Raw genomic sequence first — 24,551 nt, forward strand, 5'->3', positions numbered from 1 at the left:
AAATCAGTCTCGTGCGTACCACAGGTCGAGACATGCCGGGACCTAACTAGAGTATCCACGGGAAGACCCGGCCGGTCCGCGCCATATAATCGCGATAGCTGTCGCCAAACGTCTGCAACATCATTCGCTCTTCCCTTGCGACGCGGCCAAAGAACAAGATCCCGAAGCCCGCCAGGCCCGCGAAACCGGCAATCCAATTCGGCAGCAGCAATGCCTGGGCGATAGCCCACAGCCAAAATGCCGAATACATCGGGTGTCGGACTCTCCGGTAAATCCCTTCCGTCACGAGCTCATGATTCTCTCGCACGTCGAGACTTATCGACCAATTCCGGCCGAGTGCACGGTGAGTCAGGTGAAACACGCCCAAAGCCGCAATCGCAAAGAAAGAGCCCAGCCAAGCCAACGCGGGATAAAAGCTGTGAGCTGCGAAACGAGGCATTCCTGTCGCTACGTAGACAAGCGGAACAAGTCCGAGTCCCGAAAGTGATATGAGCAGGAGCGCAGTTTCCAGGGGGCCTCGAGCGCTCCGCACAACCCTCGCACGGCGGGAACGGCGCGCGTACTTATAGCGTATGACGTACCAGCCGATCACCAACGCAACGAAGATGACTTTTGAAATGGTGGGCGTCATTTGAATCAGGCTGCCGCGCCCGGATTTCCCAGCAGCTCGCTTTCCGACGCCGGCGCGCCCGCAATAAGGCCTCCGTCGTCAGCGATCATCGACACAGCGCCATCCGGGGCGAGCGTCTGGGATTTGGCTGAAATAGGTCCGCATGTGAGCATGAAGTAGTCGTACGATGTTCGCCTGTCATTTCCACTGACGAATTGGCAGTGCACGCGGAAGAAATTGAAGCGGATGCGTTGATACATGTCGTCGTTGAGCATTCGACTAATCTTCACGACCCTGACGGTCGCCTCGTTTTCTGTCGACAAGCCCATTTCGGCCATTGGTCGGCATTTGTAAAAATTCAACACGTCGGTGAGGGCTTGATAGTCGCCCCAGAAGATCGCGCGGGAATTGGCGACGCGTTCCACCGCCCTGCGAAAGCGTACTGCCTTCGGGTGCAGGCCGATCTTGAGTATGGATGATCCAACGCTCAAGAATGTGACGGGAATCTTTTTCCGACCGAGCGCAGGGTCCAGCTTCAAGGCGCGATCAAGTAGATCAACCGCTAGCACGGCGCCAAGGCTATGCCCCACGACCAAAATTTCGTCTGCGGCAGAGTTGGTCGCCGCAACCACGAGCTCGGCGGCCAACCTGTCCAGCCTCTGCTCAATTTCCGAATTCCCGCATCGAATATACTCGCGAGAGAAAATCCAATCATCGAACAAGGCGCTCAGGTGGAGCCAGCGCCACGGGCCGGCCAAAACGGCTGCGATCCCGAAGAAACCGACACCGGTAGCCGTAGGAATGGATCCGGTGATCTTGAATGCAACCAGGGCAATCAAACAGGCGGCCGCGATCAACAGCCCGAACATGACCAATGGATAGAGAAAGAACAGTGCGTAGCGCCAGTTGGTCAGCAAGTACCGCCAAAGAGTGCCGGTCAAAACGAAATCCAGAAACGCAAGAATGCCGACGGAAATGCGTGAGCCAATGCTTCGACGCCCGAAGGCCTCAATTACGTCGTGCCATCGGACCAGACGGTAATCGGTTTCGACGAGCCAATCGGGGCCAGCTGTCGTCACATTCCATCGTATCTGGTCGGCGGTATCATGCAAACCGTCAACGGCCGCTTTCACTGACCAGGTACGTTGGAACCTCGCAATTTCGCGCACAAAGCGTCGTTGCGCGCTGGCATGCGACGCGATTGGATCATAGCCGCCGATATGGAATACCAACCGTTTCGCTACAGGCTTGCCGGACATTGTCTTATCCCCGGACTCATGCGTGCTGCTCGCTCCCCACGCGTCAATCGACCTGCAATCAAAAACAGACGTTTGAAGCCAAGGGTTGTCAAGAGAGAATCGACCAGTTATTGGGGAACATGGGTCGATTTGTTCTGCCATGCATAAGCCGAACCGCTCGAACAATAGCGTCGATCGGTGCTGCCGTGATTGTCGGTTTGTCCAGCACGGCGCCCTCTCAAGCGCAGGACGAGGCATCATCTGGCGAGAGATGCCTTGCTGCAAATTTGGATGTTTCGCTGGGCGCACAATTGCCCCGCACGGCGGCGCGTTTGAGATCTGGTGAGCCGCTAAGGATTGTCGCGATCGGATCATCGTCGACGGTGGGGCTCTGGGTACTTCGGTCCGCGGCCACGTACCCGCAGGTGATGCGCCGAGAACTCTCGAGGCTTAGATCCAACGCAACGATCGAGGTCATCAACAGCGGTCGAGTCGGCGATACGATTCCGAACAACATCGCGCGGTTCGAGCGTGACGTTTTCGCGCACACGCCTGATCTCGTTATCTGGCAATTAGGTACCAATGACGTCGCCTGGGGTGGCCGGCCGGACCAAGGGCTCAAAAGAAGCGTTCTTGAAGGGGTAAGGGCACTTAAGGCGGGGTCTGCCGATGTCGTGCTGATGGATCTGCAATATGCGCCACAGGTGCTCGCTTCCGCTAGCTACTCAACGATGGAGGGCATCATCGCCGATGTCGCGAAGCAGGAACGGGTCGGGCTGTTCTCTCGTTTTGCGCTGATGCGAAACTCGATCCATGCCGGAGTTGCGCAAAGCGCGCTTGTAACGTGGGACGGATTGCACAACACCGCCGATGGTTATGATTGCATTGGACGAGCCCTTGCCCGAGCCATCTCAGCGAGTGCGCGTTGAAAAGCTCTGGAACAGCGATTCGCACGCTGTGCGGTCTCGGATGACCTTGGGTACCGCCCAGGGACAGCGGCGCCGAGCGTATAGATGTACGCGAACGCGCGCGAAGACCAATTCTCTTCGGCAATTGCCGCGTCTCTCGAAGCGGTAGCATCAATTCGCGCCGACGCTGTCAGGAGGTGCGCTCATACCCCATCATGCGGGCCAACTCATTGACCTATTGCTGGTGCTTGTCGCCGCGTGGATGGCGCCAGCCACCATCTTTGTTATCTACGCCTATTTCGCTCGTCTTAAGCATCCGGTCAGCGAATCGGTCTTTGGACGTGTGGTCATCATATCCTCGTTCATCATAACCACGTCGATCTGGCTCCCGATAATTCTGGCCGCCATAGTCCTATCACTGATCGGTCATTTGTGGTTCCGCTTCAGGGGACAACCACGCAAGTAGCTAGAGGTGAACCGCCCCGGGATTGCCGGAGGCTGTTTGGTTTTAGTTATGCCGCCATGGCCGGTTGCATGGCGTAGTAGCGTTTCTCGGCTTCGGCCGGCGGAATGTTTCCGATGGGCTCCAGGAGATGATCCCAAACCAGGAGAGCTGCCGAGTCGGACAATTAAGCTCCGATTCACCGCAGCGCTCCTTTTCGGCGCAGAACGCGATGAGAGGCCGCGCATGTTCACGATTGTTGCGGTTCCATCCACCTATCAAGACAGCCGCTTCAACAAGGAGACAGAGGCATGATCAAGTGGGGCCGGGGATTTGTCGGGCGGGGCATTGCCGCTGTCTTGGCGGGCGCGATGGCGGCGGCAGCGCCGGCGCAGGCCTGCACCAACATTCTGGTGCTGGCGGCCGACGGCACGCCCGTTTATGGCCGCACCCTGGAGTACGCGCTGGAGACCCAGTCCGACGTCGTCGTCGTACCGCGCAACCATGAATTCATCGGCACGCGTCCGGCCAAGATGGCGGCCCCGAAATGGAGCAGCCGCTACGGCTTCGTCGGCGTCATGAGCTTCGGCCAGCCCTTCGTCTCGGACGGCATGAATGAGAAGGGCCTCGCCGGCGGCGCGCTCTATTTCCCCGGCTTTGCCGGCTACACACCTGTCGACAAGGCCGATCCGAGCACGGCGCTCGCGCCCTGGGAGTTCCTGACCTGGATCCTCTCGAACTTCGCGACGGTCGCGGAGGTCAAGGCGGCGCTCGACAAGGCGGTGATCGTCGACCTGCCCGCGCCGATGGTGAATTTCACCCTGCCTTTTCATTTCCCGATCCATGACGCCACCGGCGCCTCGATCGTGATCGAGCCGATCGACGGCAAGTTCAAGGTCTATGACAACCCGCTCGGTGTCCTCACCAACTCTCCGACCTTCGACTGGCATCTCACCAATGTCCGCAACTACGTCAGGATCTCGCCGGTCGGCGCTGCCCCGCTCAAGATCGGAAGCAAGAGCTTCGAACCCTTCGGCCAGGGCTCGGGCCTGCTCGGCATTCCCGGCGATCCAACGCCGCCCTCGCGCTTCATCCGGGCGCTGGGCTACGCCGCCTCGGCCAAGCAGGTTGCCGACGGCCCGCAGACGGTGCGCCTCGTCGAGCACATCATGAACAATTTCGACATCCCGATCGGCTTCATCGACTCCGCGGCGAAGGGCGGCGAGCTCGAATACACGCAATGGACCTCGATCGCCGATCTGCGTGCGAAGAAGTACTACATCAAGGGCTACAGGGATCAGGTGCTCCGGACCGTCGATCTGACGAGCTTCGACCTCGACGCCAAGGGCCTTCAGGTCGCACCCTTCAAGCTCAACCTGACGCCGCCGCCGCTCCAGTTCAACAAGTCCTGAGGACGACGGCCGTTCGTCCCGAACAGCGAGGGCCGCGCGACGGCGCGGCCCCTTTTCATGGCTAAAGCGCGATGAGATTTGGATGAATCGTCATCGCGCTTCAGGTTGTTGTCTACGCATGATCTTTCCGGAAAACCGCTTCGCACTTTTCCGGATCATGCTTTAGCGTACCGCAGTGAGTGGCAGCGCCACGGTGAGCAAACCCACGGTCCCGCAGGCGCGGTTCTCGGCCTCGAACTCGCGCAGCACCTTGATCCGCGCCGTGACAGGCGTCGTCCCCGCCTCGAAATTGTAAGCGATCGTGCCGCCGAGCGCCGTCACGCGCCCCTTGAAGGCGCCAAGCGTGGCGCCGGCGCCACTGTCGCCCGTGAGCTGCTGGTAGTGATAGCCGATGACGCCGGCCGAGAGCGCGCTGGTCAGCGCCTTCGAGGCTGCCCACTCGACGTGGAATTCGGTGCCGGTCCGGTAGTCGGTCGCGTTGTTGGTGCCGTTGAAGGTCATGCCGACGGCGGTGGACAGATCGATCCCGGTGTCGGGATCAAACCAGGTCAGGGCGCCGGACAGATCGCTCGCCCAGCGGTGGAAGGCCAGATTGGCGAGCTCCCCGTCGCGATAGTCTCCGACCGGCATGTTGACCATGACGCCCGTGGTCCAGTGGAATTTGCCCGAATGCCAGCCGAGCATCGCAGAGACCACGGGGTCGCCGACGATCGTCGCACTGTCGCGCAGCGCCTGGTTGATGATCTGTCTCGTCGCGGGCGCGTCGTATTCGACGCCTGCCGAGACGCGGACATAGCCGACAGGCATGGTGGCGCCGACGGCGAGATGGCCGCCGAGAAACTGCCAGGGCGTCACCCAGGTCCCACTCAGGAAATCGGCCCGCACCTGACTGCGGACATCCGCGACGATCCGACCGCCCGCCGGCAGCAATTTCTTCGCATCGAGTGACGCGTCGTAGACATAGGTGTCGCTCTCGAAATAGACCCCAGGCGAGGCCAGATAGCCCGCCATCGGCCCGCGTCCGCCGAGCAGATAGAAACCCGCCCCATTCTCGGCCGCGACCGCATCCTGTCCAGCCAGGCCGCACGACACCATCGCGCCGAGCACAAAGCCCGCGCGCCCCGCCCGTGACATCATGCGATGCCCCCGGGCTCGCCCCTTAAGCATAAACCCCAACCCCTCTTCACGCGCGGATCAGCCATCCGAATCATCGCCACGATAGCGTGTTCCCGACTGCGTGACGCAGGAGAGTGTGAGACCGTGCGCTCATGGATGCGAGGGGCTGGTCTCTCCGGCGAGCATAACGACCGCAGCTCCATGACTGCGAAGCTCCATGACTGCGACCGGGCGATGACAGGTCTCGTCGATCAGGACGAGGCGCTCGGGACAGTAAACGCGATGGAGGTCCCTTTTGAACAAAGACGAAAAAACGAAGAGGCCGCCAACTGAGGTGGCCTTACTCTGCCAGTTTGAACTTCGATCCAGCTGGCATTAGAACGCGGGCGGCCTAAGCCAAGCCGGTAGAGTTTGACTTGGCGAGGCGATCAGCTGGGGCGCCGTAAAATGCGCAGACGGGTTTCTCCCGCCCTCCCAGCACCAAAAGTCCAAACTGGCCCGCTCCCAAAATCAAACCAGGCCACTGCGGCCGGAAACAGGCCAGCGCCATCTTCCGGGTACTGGCCGAAATGAGCCACTCTGAAAATCAAAACAGGCCAGTGGGATTAATTTGAGCCAACAGGCCCAGGGTTTGGCATGCCGTCATCGCTAAGCTGAGCCTGAACGATGGCCGCGAGGTATTCTTCCATTTTGGAGAAATCCAACTGGCCCTGGTCCCATGCTCGGTCAGCCGCCTCTAAGGCCGCTTCGTAGCCGTCTCGGTCTTCCTTGATCCGTTCCGGCATAATCTTCGAGCCGCCCAATAAGGCTCCATCTCGAACACAGAAGAGGTAATAGGCAACGGCGCGGGCTGTACGCCCGTTGCCTTCAATGAAGGGGTGGATCCAATTCATCCGCCATAAAGCGTAGGCCGCAAGTTCGGTTGGACTGTAGATGTACCAATTCTCATGAACAAACGAGATGAACCGGTCCATCAACTCCGGAACTTGCTCGAAGTGCGGGGGGATGTGCTTCCCGACATAAATCGGCTCCTCCCGGAAGCGCCCACCAAATTGAGAGATATGGGCAACGGCAACGTGATTGAGTGCCCAAATCATGTATTTGTCGAAAGCAGTATGGTCGTATTGAAGTCCTAGTTCGATGCAGTTGGTCAATAGATCGTACTGGCGGATCAGGTTCTTTTCCTGAACGCGATCGTACAGTTCTTGATCGTCTTGCTCTAAAACTAGCATGTCAAAAAAAGAGCCCGGTTTTAGCCGGGCTCATCCTTCGTTACTATTCGTTAAGCGTGCAGGCGCACGCTCTTGGACGCTGTCCTCGCGGAGTCCTTGGTGATCCGGGACCCCTTCGGCGCGTTGCCGTAGGCAAAACTCGCGCGCTGTTCTTGGATCGTAGCCTCGCTAACGCCCTTTTCCTTGTTCAGCTTCAAAAGCCGCTCAAGTTCCGGGCGCTCCGGGGCCCTTGTGAGGGATGGTTTGCGTTCGGCCATGTGATTCTCCCGCTTCTTAGGGCCAAGATACCTCAGCCATTTCTTAAGAAGATATAACGTTCGAGGGGCGGACAACAGTCGCGGCGGAAAATATTTCCACTCTCGGCTATCATGATTCCCCCGCGTTTTGCGGGGGCTGGCACCGTCTGCACAAAATCCCTGGCGGGTGTTTCTTATTGGTCACTTCTTTTCGCCCTGAATTACCGTGAACTTCCGGCGGCGATCCGGCGGGGTCTCAGTGGGCAGCGCGGGCGCCACAGAAAGCGCGGCGTCCACAAGCTGTGCAATGGTCCAAGCCTTGTTAGCCACACCCAGCGCCTTCGCTGGCGTCGTGCGCAGGGCTTCATGGACGCGGCAGAGATTGTAGTGGGCGACGTACAGCGCCACGGCTGCAACGTGGTTATCCAGCTTCTTGCTAAAGCCGTTGGTCAACCGGGTGAACCGGCGCGACGCCATGCGCAGCGATAGGTTCTGGCGCTCAACGTAGGAAGTTGAGACATACTGATCAGGATCGCCCGATACTACGTCACGGCTTACAGCTACTACGGCGGCCGGGGAGTAGCGGCCCTGCGCTTCCTTTACTAGATGGGTTACGCTGTAGGTCTTTACGATCACGCCATGCGAGGCGTTCGGACCGAAGGCGTCGCGGATCGCTACGCGGTAGGGATGGAAGCCATCCGTGCTGATCTCAGGCTGGCCGATAACCCGGCTACGGAGATCGTGCAGGAAGTCCATCGTGCTTTCGGCATTCCGCTTGCCGACGCCCCAGCTAATGATTGCCTTCTGCGTTCCGGCCATGCCGATGAAAACGTACTGATCGCCCTTGGCGTTGATTTCGTGACGCTGGACGTTCTTTTGCTTCTTGCCGACGAAGCTCCACAACTCGTCCAGCTCAAGGCGCTCGGTGCGCACGCCGACCATGATGCGGTCGTGCAGCTCCATGCAGCCCATGCCCACGCGGAGGGCCAGGCTGGCGACGGTGCCACGGTTGACGCCGGTAAGGCGTGAGGCGGTACGGATGCCGACGCCTTCGCAAAGGGCGGCGATGACCTCAATCTGCTTTTCGCGGGCTAGCACGTTCATGAGGGCGCAATCCTCGTTAGGATTGTCCCCGGGGACTCTAGAAAACCCGCTCTGCAAAGCGTATATTCTAGTTTGGTCGCTAGCCCGGGGCGCAATCTCGGGTGGGTGACTAGGGATCGCTGAGGCTGCAACCACGGCGGTCCCGCTAATTCGATGATGGTTCAGGGAGCCGGATTCGGACCGACATCTCCACACTTGTAGGGGCGGGTGTCCTACCATTTAGACGATCCCTGATAGTCCAGAGCCGATTAAGGGCCCCTGCGCTTCCATCTCACCGGAGCCGCGCAGGGGCCCTACTGCTATTCCGAGCCCGCGACGCCGTTCGGCGAAACGCACGGGCTCTCCTTGTTGTCTGCATGGCTAACCTCCGCGCCAATGCAGAAAACCGTAATGCGGATTTTGGATAAGGTCAAGCCGCTATCCTAAATCCGCAAACAATTTTCTTGACGAAGAGATTCGCTTCGCGTAAATAGGCTTGGCGCGATCCAGTTTCGTGAACGGAGATTGCCTTATGAATGGTGAGAACGTAGCCTCGGCAGAGGCAGCCAAGGCGAAGCCGGGTGACGCGCGCCAGCGCTCCACCATCGGCTTCCCGTACATGCCTCTCAAGGACGCTGTGGAGCTTGTGGAAGCGATCCACGGTAATGTCGGCTTGGGGGAGTGTGACGACGACCAGCTCGCGGCTTGGAGCGGGCAAAGCACTAAAAGCAGCGGCTTCCGGGTCCAAATCAGCTCTGCTCGCCAGTTTGGCCTCATTACCAGCGATGCTGCGGGCCGGTACAGGCTGACCGACCTGGGGCGCATGATTGTTGACCCCAATCAAGCGCGTGAGGCCAAGGCTTTGGCCTTTCTAAATGTGCCGCTCTACAAAGGCATCTTTGAGAAGTATCGAGGCGGCGTCCTCCCAAGCCAAGCCGCCGCCCTTGAGCGCGAAATGGTGGGTATGGGAGTCTCGGATAAGGTCAAGGACCGGGCCCGGCAGACCTTCGAGCGCTCCGCGGAGCAGGCCGGTTACTTTGAGCACGGAAAGAACCGGCTAGTTATGCCCGCTGTTTCCACAGTCCGCGATGCTCCCGCTCCTGAGCCGGAGGAGCCCAAGGGAGGTGGTGGAGGAAACGGCGGCGGGCTCCCGCCATCCGGCGTTGATCCTATCATTCAAGGGCTTCTGGTGCGCTTGCCCCCGTCCGGGAGCGTATGGGCGGAGGCGGAACGCAATCTTTGGCTGGAACTTCTGAAGGGGAGTTTTCAGCTGATCTACAAGGACAAGGACCCAGCTTAGGGTAGACGAATAGCCGAACCTGTGTAGATTCCAGATTCGCGTGGTCCTAGGCCACGTGAAAAGCACGAAGGCCAGCCCGGGAAACCGGACCAGCCTTCGGAAGGGAAGCTCTCTTAAAAAAGGGCGGTGGGGTCGTTTCCTTGGCCGGGGCGGCCCCATTCCTTTTGGTCAACGTTATGTTGACTGACAACAATCTACGAATTTTTGCTGTTTGGTCAAATGCCTAGCAAATATTTTTGCGCATTGGGCGCGCCGGAATCGAGCCCAGCCTAGGTCCTTAAGCTATCCTTCGCTTTCAGCGTCTTATGCGAAAACTGAATTTTTGGTAGTGGCATGAAAGAGGCCGCCAACTGAGGCGGCCTCTACGCTCTCGATGTCTGGTACTCTCGACCTATATGGGCTGCCTCGTATGTAGCGAGCGGCCGCCAGATTTCAAATCAGGCCACTCCCAAAATCAAACTAGGCCACCGTGCTCGGAAACAGGCCAGCGCCATCTTCCGCAAAAGAACATATTGCGAACGAGGAACAAATAGGGTACATTGCTTTTATCGCCGAGCTGCCTCGCCAATTGTTTGTCCCTCACGCGAATCCTCGCCATAAGGAGCACGACCCAATGTCCGCAACTGCCCTGCGTATCGTCGAAGGATCTTCCATGGACAAGAGTAAAGCTCTGGCCGCCGCGCTCTCCCAGATCGAGCGCCAGTTCGGCAAGGGCTCGGTGATGAAGCTCGGCAAGAACGACCGGTCCATGGACATCGAGGCGGTGTCCTCCGGCTCGCTCGGGCTCGACATCGCGCTCGGCATCGGCGGCCTGCCCAAGGGACGTATCGTCGAGATCTACGGGCCGGAATCCTCGGGCAAAACCACGCTGGCGCTGCATACGGTGGCGGAAGCGCAGAAGAAGGGCGGCATCTGCGCCTTCATCGACGCCGAGCACGCGCTCGACCCGGTCTATGCCCGCAAGCTCGGCGTCAACATCGACGAGCTCCTGATCTCGCAGCCCGACACCGGCGAGCAGGCGCTGGAAATCTGCGACACGCTGGTGCGTTCGGGCGCGGTCGACGTGATGGTGATCGATTCGGTCGCGGCGCTGGTGCCGAAGGCCGAGCTTGAGGGCGAGATGGGCGATGCGCTGCCGGGTCTGCAGGCCCGCCTGATGAGCCAGGCGCTGCGCAAGCTCACGGCCTCCATCAACAAGTCCAACACCATGGTGATCTTCATCAACCAGATCCGCATGAAGATCGGTGTGATGTACGGCTCGCCGGAAACGACGACCGGCGGCAATGCGCTGAAATTCTACGCCTCCGTCCGCCTCGACATCCGCCGCATCGGCGCGATCAAGGAGCGCGACGAAGTCGTCGGCAACACCACCCGCGTCAAGGTGGTGAAGAACAAGCTGGCGCCGCCGTTCAAGCAGGTCGAGTTCGACATCATGTACGGCGAGGGCGTCTCCAAGATGGGCGAGATCCTCGATCTCGGCGTCAAGGCCGGCATCGTCGAGAAGTCCGGTGCCTGGTTCTCCTATGACAGCCAGCGCCTCGGCCAGGGCCGCGAGAACTCGAAAGCGTTCCTGAAGGCCAATCCCGATATCACCGCCAAGATCGAGACCGCGATCCGCCAGAACTCCGGCCTGATCGCCGAGCAGATTCTCGCCGGCACGCCGGAGCGCGACGCCGACGGCGAGGAGCCGGCGGACGAGTAAGTTTCAAGCAGTCGAGTTTTCGCGAGGAGCGGGCACTGAGGACGTTGAGTTGCCGACGTCATCGGTGCCCGTTTCGTTTGGCGTGAGGAAGGACGCGTCGAGATGAAGCGTGTGATCTTGACCAGCTCGTCCGGCGTCGGTCTTGCCCACGCCGATCGCGCCGACATGGTCGTCCCCTTCATCTATCGCTTCGCTTCCGGGCCACTTCCCACGGCTGACCACCTCAGTAGCTATCTCGCCTCCAGGTGGTGGTCTAACGGGATGCACTGGTCGGATTGCGTCGGCGTCCGTCAATCGCCCCTTCTCAGGCGCCAGGATCGGGCGGGTGCGTTGCTCTGGGTCTGCGAAACCTACGGGGTCGATCTCATCGAACTGTGGTTCGATCCCGAACCCAATAGTCAATTGCAGTTGATCTGGCTCCTCGATTACTTGCGTTCCGAACCATCCATCACGGAGAAGCTGAGATTGCGACGCGTCGATTTCGATCTGCGCGGAGCAGATCCCTCAGAGCTTCGTCACCGTGACGTGCGGCAGGTCGATATCGTGGAAAGCGATCTTGGGATCGCCAGCATGGCCTGGGAAGCTTACCGCGCGCCGACGCCCGAGCTTTGCGCCGGGCTGCTCGACAGGCCGCTCGGCAAGCTGTCTTTCCTGAAGCCGGCGATGGAAGACCTGCTCGCAGAACTGCCGTCGCCGGCGACGGGACTGGGCGCGACGGAGACGCGGCTTCTCGAGCGGATTGCAGGCGGACACAGTCGCACCGATGAGCTGTTTCGGCCGGGCGCGCTGGCAACACGCGTGTTCGATCCGTGGGAGTTGGGCGCGTTGCTCGAAGGGCTCGCATTTGGCCCGGCGCCGGCGATCGCGGGTCTGGACGGCAAGCTGGCGACACTCGATCCGGACAACGCGAGAAGTCGTAATGCTGCCTTTCGCCGGAGCCGGCTGTCGCTGACGGAGTTTGGCGAGGCGGTCCTGGCGGGCCGGGAAGATTTTCGCGGTCCCAACCCGATCAAACGCTGGTGGGGCGGCACGCTTCTCACCAGTGAACGGCTTTGGCGCTGGGATGGCGAGCGCCAGTCGTTGATCGCGCCCTAAAGCGCGATGCGATTAGGATGAATCGTCATCGCGCTTTAGGTTGTTGTTTAAGCATGATCTTTTCGGAAAACCGCTGCGCACTTTTCCGGATCATGCTTTAGCGGCGCATTTCGGTGTTGTAGGGTGGATTAGCCGAAGGCGTAATCCACCACTGTTTATCTCCGCGAAGCTGAAGTGGTGGGTTACGTCGGCGGCCTGCGCTTCGCGCGACCGCCCGCTAACCACCCTACAAATCCTACTCCGCGGCTTGCGCGTAATCGCTCACCGGCGGGCAGGAGCAGACGAGGTTGCGGTCGCCGTAGACGTTGTCGACGCGGCCCACGGGGCACCAATACTTGTCGGTGCGCGAGACGCCGTTGGGGAAGCAGCCTTCGCTGCGGGTGTAGGCGCGATTCCAATCGTCATCGGCGATGTCGTGCACGGTGTGCGGGGCGTGACGCAAGGGGGAGGCTTCGATCTTGAAGCGGCCGGCCTCGACCTCGGCGATCTCCTTCCGGATCGCAATCATGGCGTCGCAAAAACGATCCAGCTCCGCCTTCGATTCCGACTCGGTCGGCTCGATCATCAGCGTGCCCGGCACCGGGAAGCTCATGGTGGGCGCGTGGAAGCCGTAGTCGATCAGCCGCTTGGCGATGTCGTCGACGGTGACGCCTGAGGTCGTCTTCAGCGGCCGCGGGTCGACGATGCACTCATGCGCGACGCGGCCCTTCTCGTTCTTGTAGAGCACCGGGAAGTGCGCATCGAGCCGCGCTGCGATGTAGTTGGCGTTGAGGATCGCGATCTCGGTCGCGCGTTTCAGTCCTTCGCCGCCCATCATCAGGATGTAGATGTAGGAGATGGTCAGGATCGACGCCGAGCCGAACGGCGCGGCCGAGACCGGGCCGACCGGTGCTTCGTCGTCTGTTGCGGGATGTCCGGGCAGGAACGGCGCGAGATGCGCCTTGACGCCGATCGGGCCCATGCCGGGGCCGCCGCCGCCATGCGGGATGCAGAAGGTCTTGTGCAGGTTGAGATGGCTGACGTCGGCGCCGTAGTCGCCCGGCCGGGACAAGCCGACCTGCGCGTTCAGGTTGGCGCCGTCGAGATACACCTGGCCGCCATGGGCGTGGACGATGTCGCAGATCTCGCGGATATGCTCCTCGAACACGCCGTGCGTCGAGGGATAGGTGATCATGACCGCGGCGAGGTCGTTCGAATGCTTCTCCGCCTTGGCGCGGAGATCACCAACGTCGACGTCGCCGTTCTTCTCGCAGGCGACCACGACCACGTCCATGCCGGCCATCGCGGCCGAGGCCGGGTTGGTGCCATGGGCAGAGGAGGGGATCAGGCAGATCTTGCGGTGGCTCTCCCCGCGCGCGGCGTGATAGCCGCGGATCGCGAGCAGCCCGGCATACTCGCCCTGCGCGCCCGAATTCGGCTGCAGCGAGATCGCGTCATAGCCGGTGATGTCGCACAGCCATCTTTCCAGCCGCGCGAACAGCGCGTGATAGCCGCTCGCCTGCTCGCGCGGGACGAACGGATGCAGCGAGCCAAATTCCGGCCAGGTCAGCGGCATCATCTCGGTGGTCGCGTTCAGCTTCATGGTGCAGGAGCCGAGCGGGATCATGGCGCGGTCGAGCGCGAGATCGCGATCGCTGAGCTTGCGCATGTAGCGCAGCATCTCGGTCTCCGAGCGATGCGCGTGGAAGACCGGATGGGTGAGGAACGGGGTGGTGCGCTTCAGCGTCTCCGGCAGCGCCTCGCGCGTGCCGGCGTCGATCTCGGCATAAGCGAAGGTGCCGCCGAAGGCGCGCCAGACCGCTTCCACCGTCGCAGGCGTCGTGGTCTCGTCGAGCGCGATGCGCAGAGCCGCATCACCGATGCCGAGATTGATCTGTTCGGCCACGGCGCGCGCGACGATCTCGGCGCGCCTGGCGCCGGCATCGACGCTGAGCGTGTCGAAGAAGTTTTCGGACTGCGGCGCAAAGCCGAGCTTGCGCAGGCCGCTCGCGAGCACGGCGGTGCGGCGGTGGACGTTGCGCGCGATCTGCGAGAGCCCCTCGGGGCCGTGATAGACCGCGTACATCGAGGCGATCACGGCGAGCAGCACCTGCGCGGTGCAGATGTTGGAGGTTGCCTTCTCGCGGCGGATGTGCTGCTCGCGCGTCTGCAGCGCGAGGCGGTAGGCCGGCATCCCGCGGGAGTCGACGGAGAGGCCGACGATGCGGCCGGGCAGCGAGCGCTTCAGCGCATCGCGCACCGCCATATAGGCCGCATGCGGCCCGCCATAGCCCATCGGTACGCCGAAGCGCTGCGCCGAGCCGATCGCGATGTCGGCACCCAGCTCGCCGGGCGAGGCCAGCAGCGTCAATGCCAGCAGGTCAGCGGCAATGATCGCAAGCGCGCCCTTGGCCTTCAGCGCCGCGATCGCGGGCCTGAGGTCGCGCAAAGCGCCCGACGTTCCCGGATATTGCAGCAGCGCGCCGAGCACGTCGCTCTCGGCGAGATCGGTGAGGGGATCGCCGACAATCAGGGTCCAGCCCAGCGGCTCGGCGCGGGTGCGCATCACCGCGAGCGTCTGCGGATGGATGTCCTTGTCGACGAAGAACGCTTTCGCCTTGACCTGCGAGTGCCGCTCGGCGAGCGCCATGGCTTCGGCGGCGGCGGTGGCCTCGTCGAGCAGCGAGGCGTTGGCGACGTCGAGCCCGGTGAGGTCGCAGATCATGGTCTGGAAGTTGAGCAGCGCTTCCAGCCGGCCCTGGCTGATCTCGGGCTGGTAGGGCGTATAGGCCGTGTACCAGGCCGGATTCTCCAGGATGTTGCGCTGGATCACCGCGGGCAGGATCGTGCCGGAATAGCCTTGACCGATCAGCGAGGTGAAGACCTGGTTCTGGGCTGCGAGCTCGCCCATATGCGCGATCGCCTCGGTCTCGCTCAAGGGCTTGCCGAGATCGAGCGGAGCGGCCTGCCGGATCGACGCCGGCAGCGTCTCGTCCATGAGCGCGTCGACGCTCTTGGCGCCGACCGTTTCAAGCATCGCGGTGACATCGCGCGCCGAGGGGCCGATGTGGCGGCGGACGAAAGAGGCGGCGGTGTCGCCGTTGGATTTGCGGTGCGCGGTCATCATGGGTCCTCGCTTTAGATTTGGCTGTCGGTGTCATGCCCCGCGAAGGCGGGGCATCCAGCACTCACCAGCAGCGCGGATTGAACCGAGAGGCCGCGGCGTACTGGATCACCCGCCTTCGCGGGTGATGACACTGAGTATGAGGCGCCTGTCCTCGTCATCTCACGCCGTGTGCGCCTTGTAGGCAGCCTCATCCATGAGGCTGCCTAGTTCGCTCTTGTCTGCCATCTTGATCTTGAAGAACCAGGCCGCGCCCTGCGCATCCGAGTTCACCAGCGCCGGTTCGGCGGCGAGCGCCTCGTTGGCCTCGAGCACTTCGCCCGTAACAGGCGCGTAGACGTCGGAGGCGGCTTTCACCGATTCCACGACCGCGGCGGCTTCGGCCTTCTTCAAGCTCCGGCCGACCTTGGGCAATTCGACGAATACGACGTCGCCGAGCTGCTGCTGGGCGTAGTCGGTGATGCCGACCGTGGCGGTATCGCCGTCGATCGCGAGCCATTCGTGGTCGGAGGTGTACAGCGTCGTGGTCATTGTCTTGTCCTCAGCGTTTGTAAGTGTTTTTCACGAAGGGCATGGCGGCGACTGCGAGCGGCAGGCGCTGGCCGCGCACCTCGGCGAAGAGTTTTGTGCCGAGCGCGCTCAGATTCGTGGGCACATAGCCCATCGCGACCGGCGCATTCAGGCTCGGGCCGAAACCGCCCGAGGTGACCTTGCCGATCGGCTCGCCGCCGGCCGCGTCCGCAAACAGCGGCGCGCCCTCGCGCACCGGCGCGCGGCCTTCGGCGCGCAGGCCGACACGGCGGCGGGATGCGCCGCTATCGAAATGCGCAAGGATCTTCTCGGCGCCGGGAAAACCGCCGGCGCGCAACCCGCCGCTGCGGCGGCTCTTCTGCACCGACCATTCCAGCGCGGCCTCGACCGGCGTCGTCGCCGTGTCGATGTCGTGACCGTAGAGGCAAAGCCCGGCTTCAAGCCGCAGGCTGTCGCGGGCGCCGAGGCCGATCGGCAGCACGTCCGGATTTTCGAGCAGCGTCCTGGTCAGGCGCTCGGCGTCCGCGGCGGGAACGGAGATTTCGAAGCCGTCCTCGCCGGTATAGCCGGAGCGCGAGACGAAGCATTTGACGCCGGCGACCTCATGCGGGCCGGCATCCATGAATGTCATCGACGGCGCCTCTGCACACAATTTCGCCAGCGCCGCTTCCGCCTTCGGGCCCTGCAGCGCGATCAGCGCGCGGTCGGCAAGAGAATCGATGACGCAGTCGTCCGCGAGGTGCGCGCGCAGATGCGCCTCGTCAGCCTCCTTGCAGGCGGCGTTGACGACCAGGAACAGGCGATCGCCGAAATTGGCGACCATGAGATCGTCGAGGATCCCGCCGTCCGCATTGGTGAACTGAGCGTAGCGCTGCCGTCCCGGCGCAATCGCCACGATGTCCTGCGGCACCAGCCGTTCCAGCGCGCGGGCGGCGTCCTCGACCTTGCCGGACTTCGGCCGGAGCGCGAGCTGGCCCATATGGGAGACGTCGAACAGGCCGGCCGCGGCGCGCGTATGGAGGTGCTCCTTCAGCACGCCGGCAGGATACTGCACGGGCATGTCGTAGCCGGCGAACGGCACCATCTTGCCGCCGAGGGACACATGCAGGGCGTGGAGGGGCGTCTGTCGGAGCGATTTCTGGTCGTCGGGTACTGGCATCACAGGGGTCCTCGGCGGTTCCCCGGGGACGATTCCCCGGGCCAACCTGTCGAAGCCCCATCTGTCGCTGTGCCTGAGAGTATTATCCCGTCGGCGGGTGCCACCCGGGTTGTTAGGCCCGTCGGCGCCTCTTTCCAGATGCTGTCAAAGCCACGCGGTCCTTTTGCCTGAGAGTTTCCGGGGCGGTTGCTCCTTCGGCGCCGGCAGTGAAGCCGGTCTCTCCCGACGTGGCCGTACGATATAGATGGTTACAGACCACAGGCCGGCCAAGCCTGTCAACGCGGCGGTTTCGCCTTTTCAACCGGGATTGCGCGCCTGCGGCAACCCTCTGATCTCCTTGCACAGTTTCTGGACACTGAAGCAGGCCTTGTCTAAAAGCGCTCTGGCCCGCAGATATCAGCCCTAACCTCTGGTTTGGATGGCAGGAAGCGGGTCCAAGCACACCCGATTGGATGAACATGAGCGGCGTCAACGAGATCAGGTCGACCTTTCTGAACTTCTTTGCCGAGAACGGCCACGAGATCGTGCCGTCCTCGCCATTGGTGCCGCGCAACGACCCCACGTTGATGTTCACCAATGCCGGCATGGTGCAGTTCAAGAACGTCTTCACGGGCGTGGAGAAGCGGCCCTATCAGCGCGCCACCACCTCGCAAAAATGCGTGCGCGCCGGCGGCAAGCACAACGACCTCGACAATGTCGGCTACACCGCGCGCCATCTCACCTTCTTCGAGATGCTCGGCAATTTCTCGTTCGGCGACTATTTCAAGGAGCGCGCGATCGAGCTCGCCTGGAAGCTGATCACCACCGAGTTCGGGCTGAAGAAGGACAAGCTGCTCGTCACGGTCTACCACACCGACGACGAGGCGGCGGGGCTGTGGAAGAAGATCGCCGGCTTCTCCGAAGACCGCATCATCCGCATCCCGACCTCGGACAATTTCTGGGCGATGGGCGACACCGGACCGTGCGGCCCGTGCTCGGAGATCTTCATCGACCGCGGCGAGCACATCTGGGGCGGGCCCCCGGGCTCGCCGGAGGAGGACGGCGACCGCTTCCTCGAATTCTGGAATCTCGTGTTCATGCAGTTCGAGCAGGTGACGAAGGAGGAGCGCCAGCCGCTGCCGCGTCCCTCGATCGACACCGGCATGGGCCTGGAGCGCATGGCCTGCATCCTCCAGGGCGTCGAGAGCGTGTTCGAGACCGACCTGTTCAAGAACCTGATCGATGCGACGGCGTCCGCGCTCGGCACCGGGCCGAACGAGCAGACCGTGGCCTCGTTCCGTGTCATCGCCGACCATCTGCGCTCCTCCGCGTTCCTCGTCGCCGACGGCGTGCTGCCTTCGAACGAGGGCCGCGGCTACGTGCTGCGCCGGATCATGCGCCGCGCGATGCGCCATGCGCAGCTGCTGGGTGCGAAAGAGCCGCTGATGCATCGGCTGGTCTGGGCGCTGGTGCGCGAGATGGGCCAGGCCTATCCCGACCTGATGCGCGCGGAGAATCTGATCGAGGAAACGCTGCGGCTGGAAGAAACCCGCTTCCGCAAGACTCTTTCGCGCGGCTTGGCCATTCTGGATGAGAAGAGCGCGGGCCTGAAGAAGGGCGACATGTTCGACGGCGACGTCGCCTTCACGCTCTACGACACCTACGGCTTCCCGCTGGACCTGACGCAGGACGCGCTGAAGTCGCGCGGCATCGGCGTCGACCAGGCGGCGTTCACGGATGCGATGGAGCGCCAGAAGGTGAAGGCGCGCGAGTCCTGGAAGGGCTCGGGTGAGGCGGCTTCCGAGGCGGTCTGGTTCCCGCTGCGCGAGAAGCTGGGTGCGACCGAGTTCCTGGGCTACGAGACCGAGAGCGCCGAAGGCGTGGTGTCCGCGCTGGTCAAGGACGGCCACGAAGTCGCCAGCCTCAAGGCCGGCGAGACGGGCGCGATCGTGCTCAACCAGACGCCGTTCTATGCGGAGTCCGGCGGCCAGGTCGGCGACACCGGCGTGCTGACGGGTGAGGGCGGCGTCAAGTTCCGCGTCACCGACACGCAGAAGAAGCTCGGCGATTTCTTCGTTCACATCGGCACGGTCGAGAGCGGCGAAATCAGGCTCGGCAGCGCGCTGCAGCTCGAGGTCGATCATTCGCGGCGCTCCTCGATCCGCGCGCATCACTCGGCGACCCACCTCATTCACGAGGCGCTGCGCCAGGTGCTCGGCGATCACATCGCCCAGCGCGGCTCGATGGTCGCGCCCGACCGCTTGCGTTTCGACTTCGTGCATCCGAAGCCGATCACGCCGGAGGAGCTCGCCCGCGTCGAGGACATCGCCAACGACGTTGTGCTGGAGAACGACGAGGTCACGACCCGCATCATGGGCGTGGACGAGGCCCGCGAGGCCGGTGCACGTGCGCTGTTTGGCGAGAAATACGGCGACGAGGTCCGCGTCGTCTCGATGGGCAGGACTGCGCGCGAGCGCGGCGCCAACGCGCTCGGCTGGTCGGTCGAGCTCTGCGGCGGCACCCACGTGAAGCGCACCGGCGATATCGGCCTGATCACGCTGACGGGCGAAAGCGCGGTCGCCTCGGGCGTGCGCCGCATCGAGGCGCTGACCGGGAATTACGCGCGCAGGCACGCCAACGAGACCATGGCGCTGGCGAAGACCGCGGCGAACGAGCTGCGCACCTCTCTCGACGACGTGCCGGCGCGCATCGCCGCGCTGATGGAGGATCGCAAGAAGCTCGAGCGCGAGCTGTCCGACGCCCGCAAGAAGCTCGCAATGGGCGGCGGCGCATCTGCCGGCAACGGCGCAGCCTCGGGCGTGCGCGAGGTCGGCGACGTCAAGCTGATGGCGCGTGCCGTGGAAGGCATCGAGATGAAGGATCTCAAGAGCCTCGCCGACGACGGCAAGAAGCAGATCGGCTCGGGCGTCGTCGCCATCGTCGGCGTCACCGAGGACGGCAAGGCCGGTGTGGTGGTCGGCGTGACGCAGGACCTGACCGCGCGCTTCAACGCCGTGAACCTCGTGCGCATCGCCTCCGAGGCGCTTGGCGGCAAGGGCGGCGGCGGCCGGCCCGACATGGCCCAGGCCGGCGGCCCCGATGGCGCCAAGGCGGCCGCCGCGCTCACCGCGATCGAAAAAGCGATGGCGGGCGCTTAAGTCGCCATGGCCCCCGTTCCGCGCGGACGTGGGCTTCGCGATCCCGAATTTCGGGATCGCCTCTACGATCTGCTGGAGCACGATCCCTTGGCCTATTCGGTCGGGTCGCGCTTCATCCAGCTGATCATCGGGATCATCGTGCTCAATGTGGCCGCGATGATCCTCGCCTCGGTGCCGGAGCTCGATGCGCAGTTCGGCACGCTGTTCGCAGCCATCACCGTCCTGTCCGTGATCGTGTTCGCGCTGGAATATGCGGCGCGGCTGTGGACGGTGGCGGGGCACACCCAGCGCAAGGGCTCCGCGCTGGCCGACCGGCTCGGCTACGCCTTCTCCGCGCTCGGCATCATCGATCTCATGGCGTTCCTGCCCGCCGCAATCGTGCTCGCCACCGGCGGGCATGCGACGCTGGCCGCGCTCGGCGTGCTGCCGTTCTTCAAGCTGATCCGCTATTCGCCGGCGATGCGCTCGCTGCTTGCGGCCGTGCATGCCGAGCGGCGCGCGCTGATCGGCTGCATCGTCATCCTGATCGGCGCGGTGCTGACCTTCGCCTCGCTGCTCTACGCCATCGAGCGCGACGTGCAGCCGGACAAGCTCGGCACCATTCCGCAGGCGATGTGGTGGGCGATCGTCACGCTCGGCACCGTCGGCTATGGCGACGTCGTGCCGGTGACGCCGCTCGGCAAGTTCGTCTCCACCTTCGCCATCGTCGCCGGCTTCGCCATGATCGCGCTGCCGGTCGCGATCATCTCGACCGCATTCGCGGAAGAGGTGAAGCGGCGCGATTTCGTCGTCACCTGGGGCATGCTGGCGCGGGTGCCGCTGTTCTCGCATCTGTCGGCGGCGGAGATCGCCGACATCATGCGCCTATTGCGGGCGCGCACCATCGAGCAGGGCGAGATCCTGGTGCGGCGGGGCGATGTCGCCTCGTCGATGTATTTCATCACCGCCGGCGAGGTCGAGATCGCGCTGCCGAGCCAGCATGTGCGCCTTAGCGACGGCACCTTCTTCGGCGAGATCGCGCTGCTGCACAAAACAAAACGCAGCGGCACGGTGACGGCGACCCGCAAGACCCGGCTGCTCGTGCTCGACGCCCAGGATTTTCACGCGCTGATCGAGCGCATGCCGACGCTGGCCGACCATGTCCACACCACCGCCAAGGCACGGCTCGCCGACACCGGCGATCTCGCGCTGGCGGAGCTGGCGCAGGCGGGGGAGGAAGGCGGAGCGGGCTGAGGCCAACGCTCGTACCTTCGAAGATATGGGGAGCGGCCAACGCCGCCTCCGCTGTCGTCGTCCGGCTTGACCGGACGACCCAGTATTCCAGAGGCGGCGGTGAGTCAGCCGATGGGCTGCGGCGTACTGGATGCCCCGGTCGAGCCGGGGCATGACAGTTGAGCTTACGCCAGCTCTTTCGTCAGGTTCTCCGCGACCTTGTCGAGGAAGCCCGTGGTCGAGAGCCAGCGCTGGTCGGCGCCGACCAGGAGCGCGAGGTCCTTGGTCATGTAGCCGGCCTCGACGGTGTCGACGCAGACCTTCTCCAGCGTGCTCGCGAACTTCGCCAGCTCGGCATTGTTGTCGAGCTTGGCGCGGTGGGCGAGGCCACGGGTCCAGGCGAAGATCGACGCGATCGAGTTGGTCGAGGTCTCCTTGCCCTTCTGGTGCTCGCGGTAGTGCCGGGTCACCGTGCCGTGGGCGGCTTCGGCTTCGACGGTCTTGCCGTCGGGCGTGAGCAGCACCGAGGTCATCAGGCCGAGCGAGCCGTAGCCCTGCGCGACGGTGTCGGACTGCACGTCGCCGTCGTAGTTCTTGCAGGCCCAGACATAGCCGCCGGACCATTTCAGCGCCGAGGCCACCATGTCGTCGATCAGGCGGTGCTCGTAGGTCAGGCCCTTGGCGTCGAAGTCCTTCTTGAACTCCTTGTCGAAGATCTCCTGGAAGATGTCCTTGAAGCGGCCGTCATAGACCTTGAGGATCGTGTTCTTGGTCGACAGGTACACCGGGTAATTACGGAGCAGGCCGTAGTTGAAGGAGGCGCGCGCGAAATCGATAATGGAGTCGTCGAGATTGTACATCTCCATGGCGACGCCGGCGCCGGGGGCCTTGAACACTTCCTTCTCGATCACGGTGCCGTCCTCGCCGACGAACTTCAGCGAGAGGGTACCCTTGCCCGGGAACTTGATGTCGGTGGCGCGGTACTGGTCACCATAGGCGTGGCGGCCGATGATGATCGGCTTGGTCCAGCCGGGAACCAGGCGCGGCACGTTCTTGCAGATGATCGGCTCGCGGAAGATCACGCCGCCGAGGATGTTGCGGATGGTGCCGTTCGGCGACTTCCACATCTGCTTGAGGTTGAACTCCTTCACCCGGGCCTCGTCCGGGGTGATGGTGGCGCACTTGACGCCGACGCCGACCTTCTTGATCGCCTCGGCGGCGTCGATGGTGACCTGATCGTTGGTGTGGTCGCGGTATTCCATCCCCAGGTCGAAATAGAGCAGCTCGACATCCAGGAACGGGTTGATCAGCTTGTCCTTGATGTACTGCCAGATGATCCGGGTCATCTCGTCGCCATCGAGTTCGACGACGGGATTGGATACCTTGATTTTTGCCATGATCGGGGAAGCCTCTTGGGAACGGCGCTTTTGGCGCGCCACGGGAATATCCGCCGCCTCTTAGCATCGCCGCGCGGCGGGCGAAAGCCAAGGGATTATGCACTTTTAGCTCATCAAGCTTCCGCAGATGGGGAGCGGCCGGCCGGGCCGCAGTCGGGCCCGGGCTCGCGTTCCCAGCGAGATTCAAAAGTCGAATCCAACCCGTTATTTCCCTTGAGAATTTCGTCAGGACAGGCAAACGACAGGCGGGCAGGGCCGGCCGGAAGGCGCGGCTTGAATCAATTCCTGAGAGCGCCTGGCCAAGGCCTTGAGAGACAGTGTGAAAGCGAAGCGAGATGTCGGGGACTGACAAGAGCAAGGCGGGTCTATCCCTCGACGGTCCCATCGTCATCCTGGTCGAGCCGCAGCTCGGCGAGAACATCGGCATGGCCGCGCGCGCCATGGGCAACTTTGCTCTCGGCCGGCTTCGCATCGTCAACCCCAGGGACGGCTGGCCCAACATCGCCGCCCAGCGCGCTGCGGCCGGCGCCGACCATATTCTGGAGAAGGTCGAATTGTTCGACACGGTGGAGCAGGCGGTCGCCGACCTCGACCTCCTGTTCGCCACCACGGCACGCCCCCACGACCAGGCCAAGCCGGTGGTCGGGCCGGAAGCCGCAGCCAGCGAGATCGCCGGGCACGTCGCGACCGGCGGCAGGTGCGGCATCCTGTTCGGCCGCGAGCGCTGGGGCCTGACCAACGAGGAGGTCGGCCTCTCCAACCGCATCATCACCTTCCCGGTCAATCCGGGCTTCGCCTCGCTCAATCTCGCCCAGGCCGTGCTGCTGGTCGGCTATGAATGGTTCAAGCGGGCCACGTCGGGCGAGCTTCCGCACGCCATGCCGGAACGGTCCGAGCGCGCCTCGCAGCACCAGATGCAGGCCTTCTTCGACAATCTCGTGCGCGAGCTCGACAAGGTCGAATTCCTGCGCCCGGCCGAGAAGCGCGACACCATGCTGGTGAACCTGCGCAACATCTTCACCCGCATGGAGCCGACCAAGCAGGACATGCACACCCTGCACGGGGTGGTGATGGCGATCGCGGAGGGACGCAAGGGCCCGGCCAAGGGCGGCGTGCTCGACGGCGAGCAGGCCACGCGCCTGCGCGCGCTCTTGGCCGAGCACGGGCAGGGCGGCGGCGTGCCCGACAGTGGCTCGACCGTGCGCGGCCTTGCTCGCCTGCTCCGCCGCAACCCGACCGACGCCGAGCGCCTGCTGTGGCAGGCGCTGACGCGCGACCGTCGCTTCGCCGGCCAGTTCAAGCGCCAGACCCCGGTCGGCCGCCACATCCCGGACTTCGTCTCGTTCCCGCATCGGATCGCGATCGAGCTGGTCAACCCGGGCGAGGGCGAGGCAATTGCGGTCGACCGCGCGGGCCGGCGGACCTGGCTGGAGGCGCGGGACTATCGGGTGCTCGACGTCCGCGCAGCCGATGTGGAGCGCGATATCGAGGCGGAGCTGGTGCGGCTTGCGGCGATGATGGCCGACGGATCGAGCGCTCCGTAGCAGCAGGCTCCAGGCGCTCCGCTACGTCCCACGAATATGCGTCAACTCCGCTGACACTCGTGAGCGGCGGCTCGGCCTGCGCGCGGTCTGAGCG

The 24,551-nt window shown here is 63.2% G+C and carries 19 protein-coding genes and 1 riboswitch; of the genes, 9 read left to right on the plus strand and 10 right to left on the minus strand.

The annotated features are described in order from the left end of the window. Window positions 1–46: 46 nt before the first annotated feature. Window positions 47–631 carry a protein-S-isoprenylcysteine O-methyltransferase gene (locus H1B27_RS20610; protein WP_061882984.1) on the minus strand — a complete coding sequence of 195 codons (585 nt, stop codon included), beginning with the start codon at window positions 629–631 and terminating at the stop codon, window positions 47–49. A gap of 5 nt (window positions 632–636) precedes the next feature. Then, a complete protein-coding gene (locus H1B27_RS20615) occupies window positions 637–1,869 on the minus strand; it encodes a hypothetical protein (protein ID WP_197967321.1) in 1,233 nt (410 codons plus the stop codon). Between the two features lie 185 nt (window positions 1,870–2,054). Here H1B27_RS20615 and H1B27_RS20620 point away from each other — a divergent pair, with 185 nt between their 5' ends. Both H1B27_RS20620 and H1B27_RS20625 read left to right on the plus strand, forming a co-directional pair. Continuing rightward, window positions 2,055–2,777, plus strand: coding sequence for an SGNH/GDSL hydrolase family protein (locus H1B27_RS20620; protein WP_245312230.1), 723 nt, complete (start codon window positions 2,055–2,057; stop codon window positions 2,775–2,777). A gap of 732 nt (window positions 2,778–3,509) precedes the next feature. Beyond that, entirely contained in the window at window positions 3,510–4,610 is a 1,101-nt protein-coding gene (locus tag H1B27_RS20625) for a linear amide C-N hydrolase (RefSeq protein ID WP_061882981.1), read from the plus strand. Window positions 4,611–4,772: 162 nt separating this feature from the next. Here the strand turns inward: H1B27_RS20625 and H1B27_RS20630 are convergent, their stop codons facing one another. Next, a complete protein-coding gene (locus H1B27_RS20630; RefSeq protein WP_246515564.1) occupies window positions 4,773–5,747 on the minus strand; it encodes a SphA family protein in 975 nt (324 codons plus the stop codon). 180 nt (window positions 5,748–5,927) lie between these two features. On the opposite strand from H1B27_RS20630, the gene H1B27_RS40850 reads away from it, so the two are divergent. After that, a complete protein-coding gene (locus H1B27_RS40850; protein ID WP_283817023.1) occupies window positions 5,928–6,059 on the plus strand; it encodes a hypothetical protein in 132 nt (43 codons plus the stop codon). Window positions 6,060–6,331: 272 nt separating this feature from the next. Here H1B27_RS40850 and H1B27_RS20635 read toward each other — a convergent pair whose 3' ends face one another. From H1B27_RS20635 to H1B27_RS20645, 3 genes are all read right to left on the minus strand, one after another. Beyond that, window positions 6,332–6,958, minus strand: a complete 627-nt coding sequence (locus H1B27_RS20635) for a Fic family protein (RefSeq protein WP_197967322.1) — start codon at window positions 6,956–6,958, stop codon at window positions 6,332–6,334. 50 nt (window positions 6,959–7,008) lie between these two features. Beyond that, entirely contained in the window at window positions 7,009–7,215 is a 207-nt protein-coding gene (locus H1B27_RS20640; RefSeq protein WP_197967323.1) for a hypothetical protein, read from the minus strand. Between the two features lie 180 nt (window positions 7,216–7,395). Further along, on the minus strand, window positions 7,396–8,298 hold the full coding sequence (locus tag H1B27_RS20645) for a transposase (protein WP_197967324.1): 903 nt from the start codon (window positions 8,296–8,298) through the stop codon (window positions 7,396–7,398). A 511-nt stretch (window positions 8,299–8,809) separates the two neighbouring features. Between H1B27_RS20645 and H1B27_RS20650 the strand changes: the two genes are divergently transcribed. The 3 genes from H1B27_RS20650 (at window position 8,810) to H1B27_RS20660 (ending at window position 12,374) form a co-directional block, all read left to right on the plus strand. Further along, window positions 8,810–9,577 (plus strand): hypothetical protein, encoded by a 768-nt coding sequence (locus tag H1B27_RS20650; RefSeq protein ID WP_197967325.1) that lies wholly within the window; start codon window positions 8,810–8,812, stop codon window positions 9,575–9,577. Between the two features lie 613 nt (window positions 9,578–10,190). Beyond that, window positions 10,191–11,279 (plus strand): recombinase RecA, encoded by a 1,089-nt coding sequence (gene recA, locus H1B27_RS20655; protein ID WP_061882979.1) that lies wholly within the window; start codon window positions 10,191–10,193, stop codon window positions 11,277–11,279. A gap of 102 nt (window positions 11,280–11,381) precedes the next feature. Then, window positions 11,382–12,374: a hypothetical protein gene (locus H1B27_RS20660; protein WP_197967326.1), complete on the plus strand. Its 993-nt coding sequence runs from the start codon at window positions 11,382–11,384 to the stop codon at window positions 12,372–12,374. A gap of 235 nt (window positions 12,375–12,609) precedes the next feature. Here the strand turns inward: H1B27_RS20660 and gcvP are convergent, their stop codons facing one another. From gcvP to gcvT, 3 genes are all read right to left on the minus strand, one after another. Next, window positions 12,610–15,477: an aminomethyl-transferring glycine dehydrogenase gene (gene gcvP, locus H1B27_RS20665; protein WP_197967357.1), complete on the minus strand. Its 2,868-nt coding sequence runs from the start codon at window positions 15,475–15,477 to the stop codon at window positions 12,610–12,612. Between the two features lie 162 nt (window positions 15,478–15,639). Further along, the gene (gcvH, locus tag H1B27_RS20670; RefSeq protein ID WP_197967327.1) at window positions 15,640–16,008 is read right to left on the minus strand and encodes a glycine cleavage system protein GcvH; all 369 of its coding nucleotides are present in this window, start codon (window positions 16,006–16,008) and stop codon (window positions 15,640–15,642) included. 10 nt (window positions 16,009–16,018) lie between these two features. Further along, window positions 16,019–17,167 carry a glycine cleavage system aminomethyltransferase GcvT gene (gene gcvT, locus H1B27_RS20675; RefSeq protein WP_197967328.1) on the minus strand — a complete coding sequence of 383 codons (1,149 nt, stop codon included), beginning with the start codon at window positions 17,165–17,167 and terminating at the stop codon, window positions 16,019–16,021. A gap of 146 nt (window positions 17,168–17,313) precedes the next feature. Beyond that, window positions 17,314–17,402, minus strand: a riboswitch (glycine riboswitch). Between the two features lie 223 nt (window positions 17,403–17,625). Here gcvT and alaS point away from each other — a divergent pair. Next, window positions 17,626–20,304, plus strand: coding sequence for an alanine--tRNA ligase (gene alaS, locus H1B27_RS20680; RefSeq protein ID WP_197967329.1), 2,679 nt, complete (start codon window positions 17,626–17,628; stop codon window positions 20,302–20,304). Window positions 20,305–20,310: 6 nt separating this feature from the next. Then, window positions 20,311–21,537 carry a cyclic nucleotide-gated ion channel gene (locus H1B27_RS20685; RefSeq protein WP_197967330.1) on the plus strand — a complete coding sequence of 409 codons (1,227 nt, stop codon included), beginning with the start codon at window positions 20,311–20,313 and terminating at the stop codon, window positions 21,535–21,537. Window positions 21,538–21,701: 164 nt separating this feature from the next. On the opposite strand, the gene H1B27_RS20690 is transcribed toward H1B27_RS20685, so the two are convergent. Then, window positions 21,702–22,913 (minus strand): NADP-dependent isocitrate dehydrogenase, encoded by a 1,212-nt coding sequence (locus H1B27_RS20690; protein ID WP_061882974.1) that lies wholly within the window; start codon window positions 22,911–22,913, stop codon window positions 21,702–21,704. Between the two features lie 335 nt (window positions 22,914–23,248). On the opposite strand from H1B27_RS20690, the gene H1B27_RS20695 reads away from it, so the two are divergent. Continuing rightward, on the plus strand, window positions 23,249–24,457 hold the full coding sequence (locus tag H1B27_RS20695; RefSeq protein WP_197967331.1) for a TrmJ/YjtD family RNA methyltransferase: 1,209 nt from the start codon (window positions 23,249–23,251) through the stop codon (window positions 24,455–24,457). Window positions 24,458–24,551 lie beyond the last annotated feature (94 nt).

It is taken from the genome of Bradyrhizobium diversitatis (genome assembly GCF_016031635.1).
Classification (GTDB): domain Bacteria; phylum Pseudomonadota; class Alphaproteobacteria; order Rhizobiales; family Xanthobacteraceae; genus Bradyrhizobium; species Bradyrhizobium diversitatis.

Coding starts and splice junctions, on each gene's coding strand:
- H1B27_RS20635 (WP_197967322.1), bottom strand. CDS start 6,958: ATGCTAGTTTTAGAGCAAGACGATCAAGAACTGTACGATCGCGTTCAG.
- gcvT (WP_197967328.1), bottom strand. CDS start 17,167: ATGCCAGTACCCGACGACCAGAAATCGCTCCGACAGACGCCCCTCCAC.
- H1B27_RS20695 (WP_197967331.1), top strand. CDS start 23,249: ATGTCGGGGACTGACAAGAGCAAGGCGGGTCTATCCCTCGACGGTCCC.
- alaS (WP_197967329.1), top strand. CDS start 17,626: ATGAGCGGCGTCAACGAGATCAGGTCGACCTTTCTGAACTTCTTTGCC.
- H1B27_RS20610 (WP_061882984.1), bottom strand. CDS start 631: ATGACGCCCACCATTTCAAAAGTCATCTTCGTTGCGTTGGTGATCGGC.
- H1B27_RS20650 (WP_197967325.1), top strand. CDS start 8,810: ATGAATGGTGAGAACGTAGCCTCGGCAGAGGCAGCCAAGGCGAAGCCG.
- gcvH (WP_197967327.1), bottom strand. CDS start 16,008: ATGACCACGACGCTGTACACCTCCGACCACGAATGGCTCGCGATCGAC.
- recA (WP_061882979.1), top strand. CDS start 10,191: ATGTCCGCAACTGCCCTGCGTATCGTCGAAGGATCTTCCATGGACAAG.
- H1B27_RS20660 (WP_197967326.1), top strand. CDS start 11,382: ATGAAGCGTGTGATCTTGACCAGCTCGTCCGGCGTCGGTCTTGCCCAC.
- H1B27_RS40850 (WP_283817023.1), top strand. CDS start 5,928: ATGACTGCGAAGCTCCATGACTGCGACCGGGCGATGACAGGTCTCGTC.
- H1B27_RS20640 (WP_197967323.1), bottom strand. CDS start 7,215: ATGGCCGAACGCAAACCATCCCTCACAAGGGCCCCGGAGCGCCCGGAA.
- gcvP (WP_197967357.1), bottom strand. CDS start 15,477: ATGACCGCGCACCGCAAATCCAACGGCGACACCGCCGCCTCTTTCGTC.
- H1B27_RS20685 (WP_197967330.1), top strand. CDS start 20,311: ATGGCCCCCGTTCCGCGCGGACGTGGGCTTCGCGATCCCGAATTTCGG.
- H1B27_RS20630 (WP_246515564.1), bottom strand. CDS start 5,747: ATGATGTCACGGGCGGGGCGCGCGGGCTTTGTGCTCGGCGCGATGGTG.
- H1B27_RS20625 (WP_061882981.1), top strand. CDS start 3,510: ATGATCAAGTGGGGCCGGGGATTTGTCGGGCGGGGCATTGCCGCTGTC.
- H1B27_RS20690 (WP_061882974.1), bottom strand. CDS start 22,913: ATGGCAAAAATCAAGGTATCCAATCCCGTCGTCGAACTCGATGGCGAC.
- H1B27_RS20645 (WP_197967324.1), bottom strand. CDS start 8,298: ATGAACGTGCTAGCCCGCGAAAAGCAGATTGAGGTCATCGCCGCCCTT.
- H1B27_RS20615 (WP_197967321.1), bottom strand. CDS start 1,869: ATGTCCGGCAAGCCTGTAGCGAAACGGTTGGTATTCCATATCGGCGGC.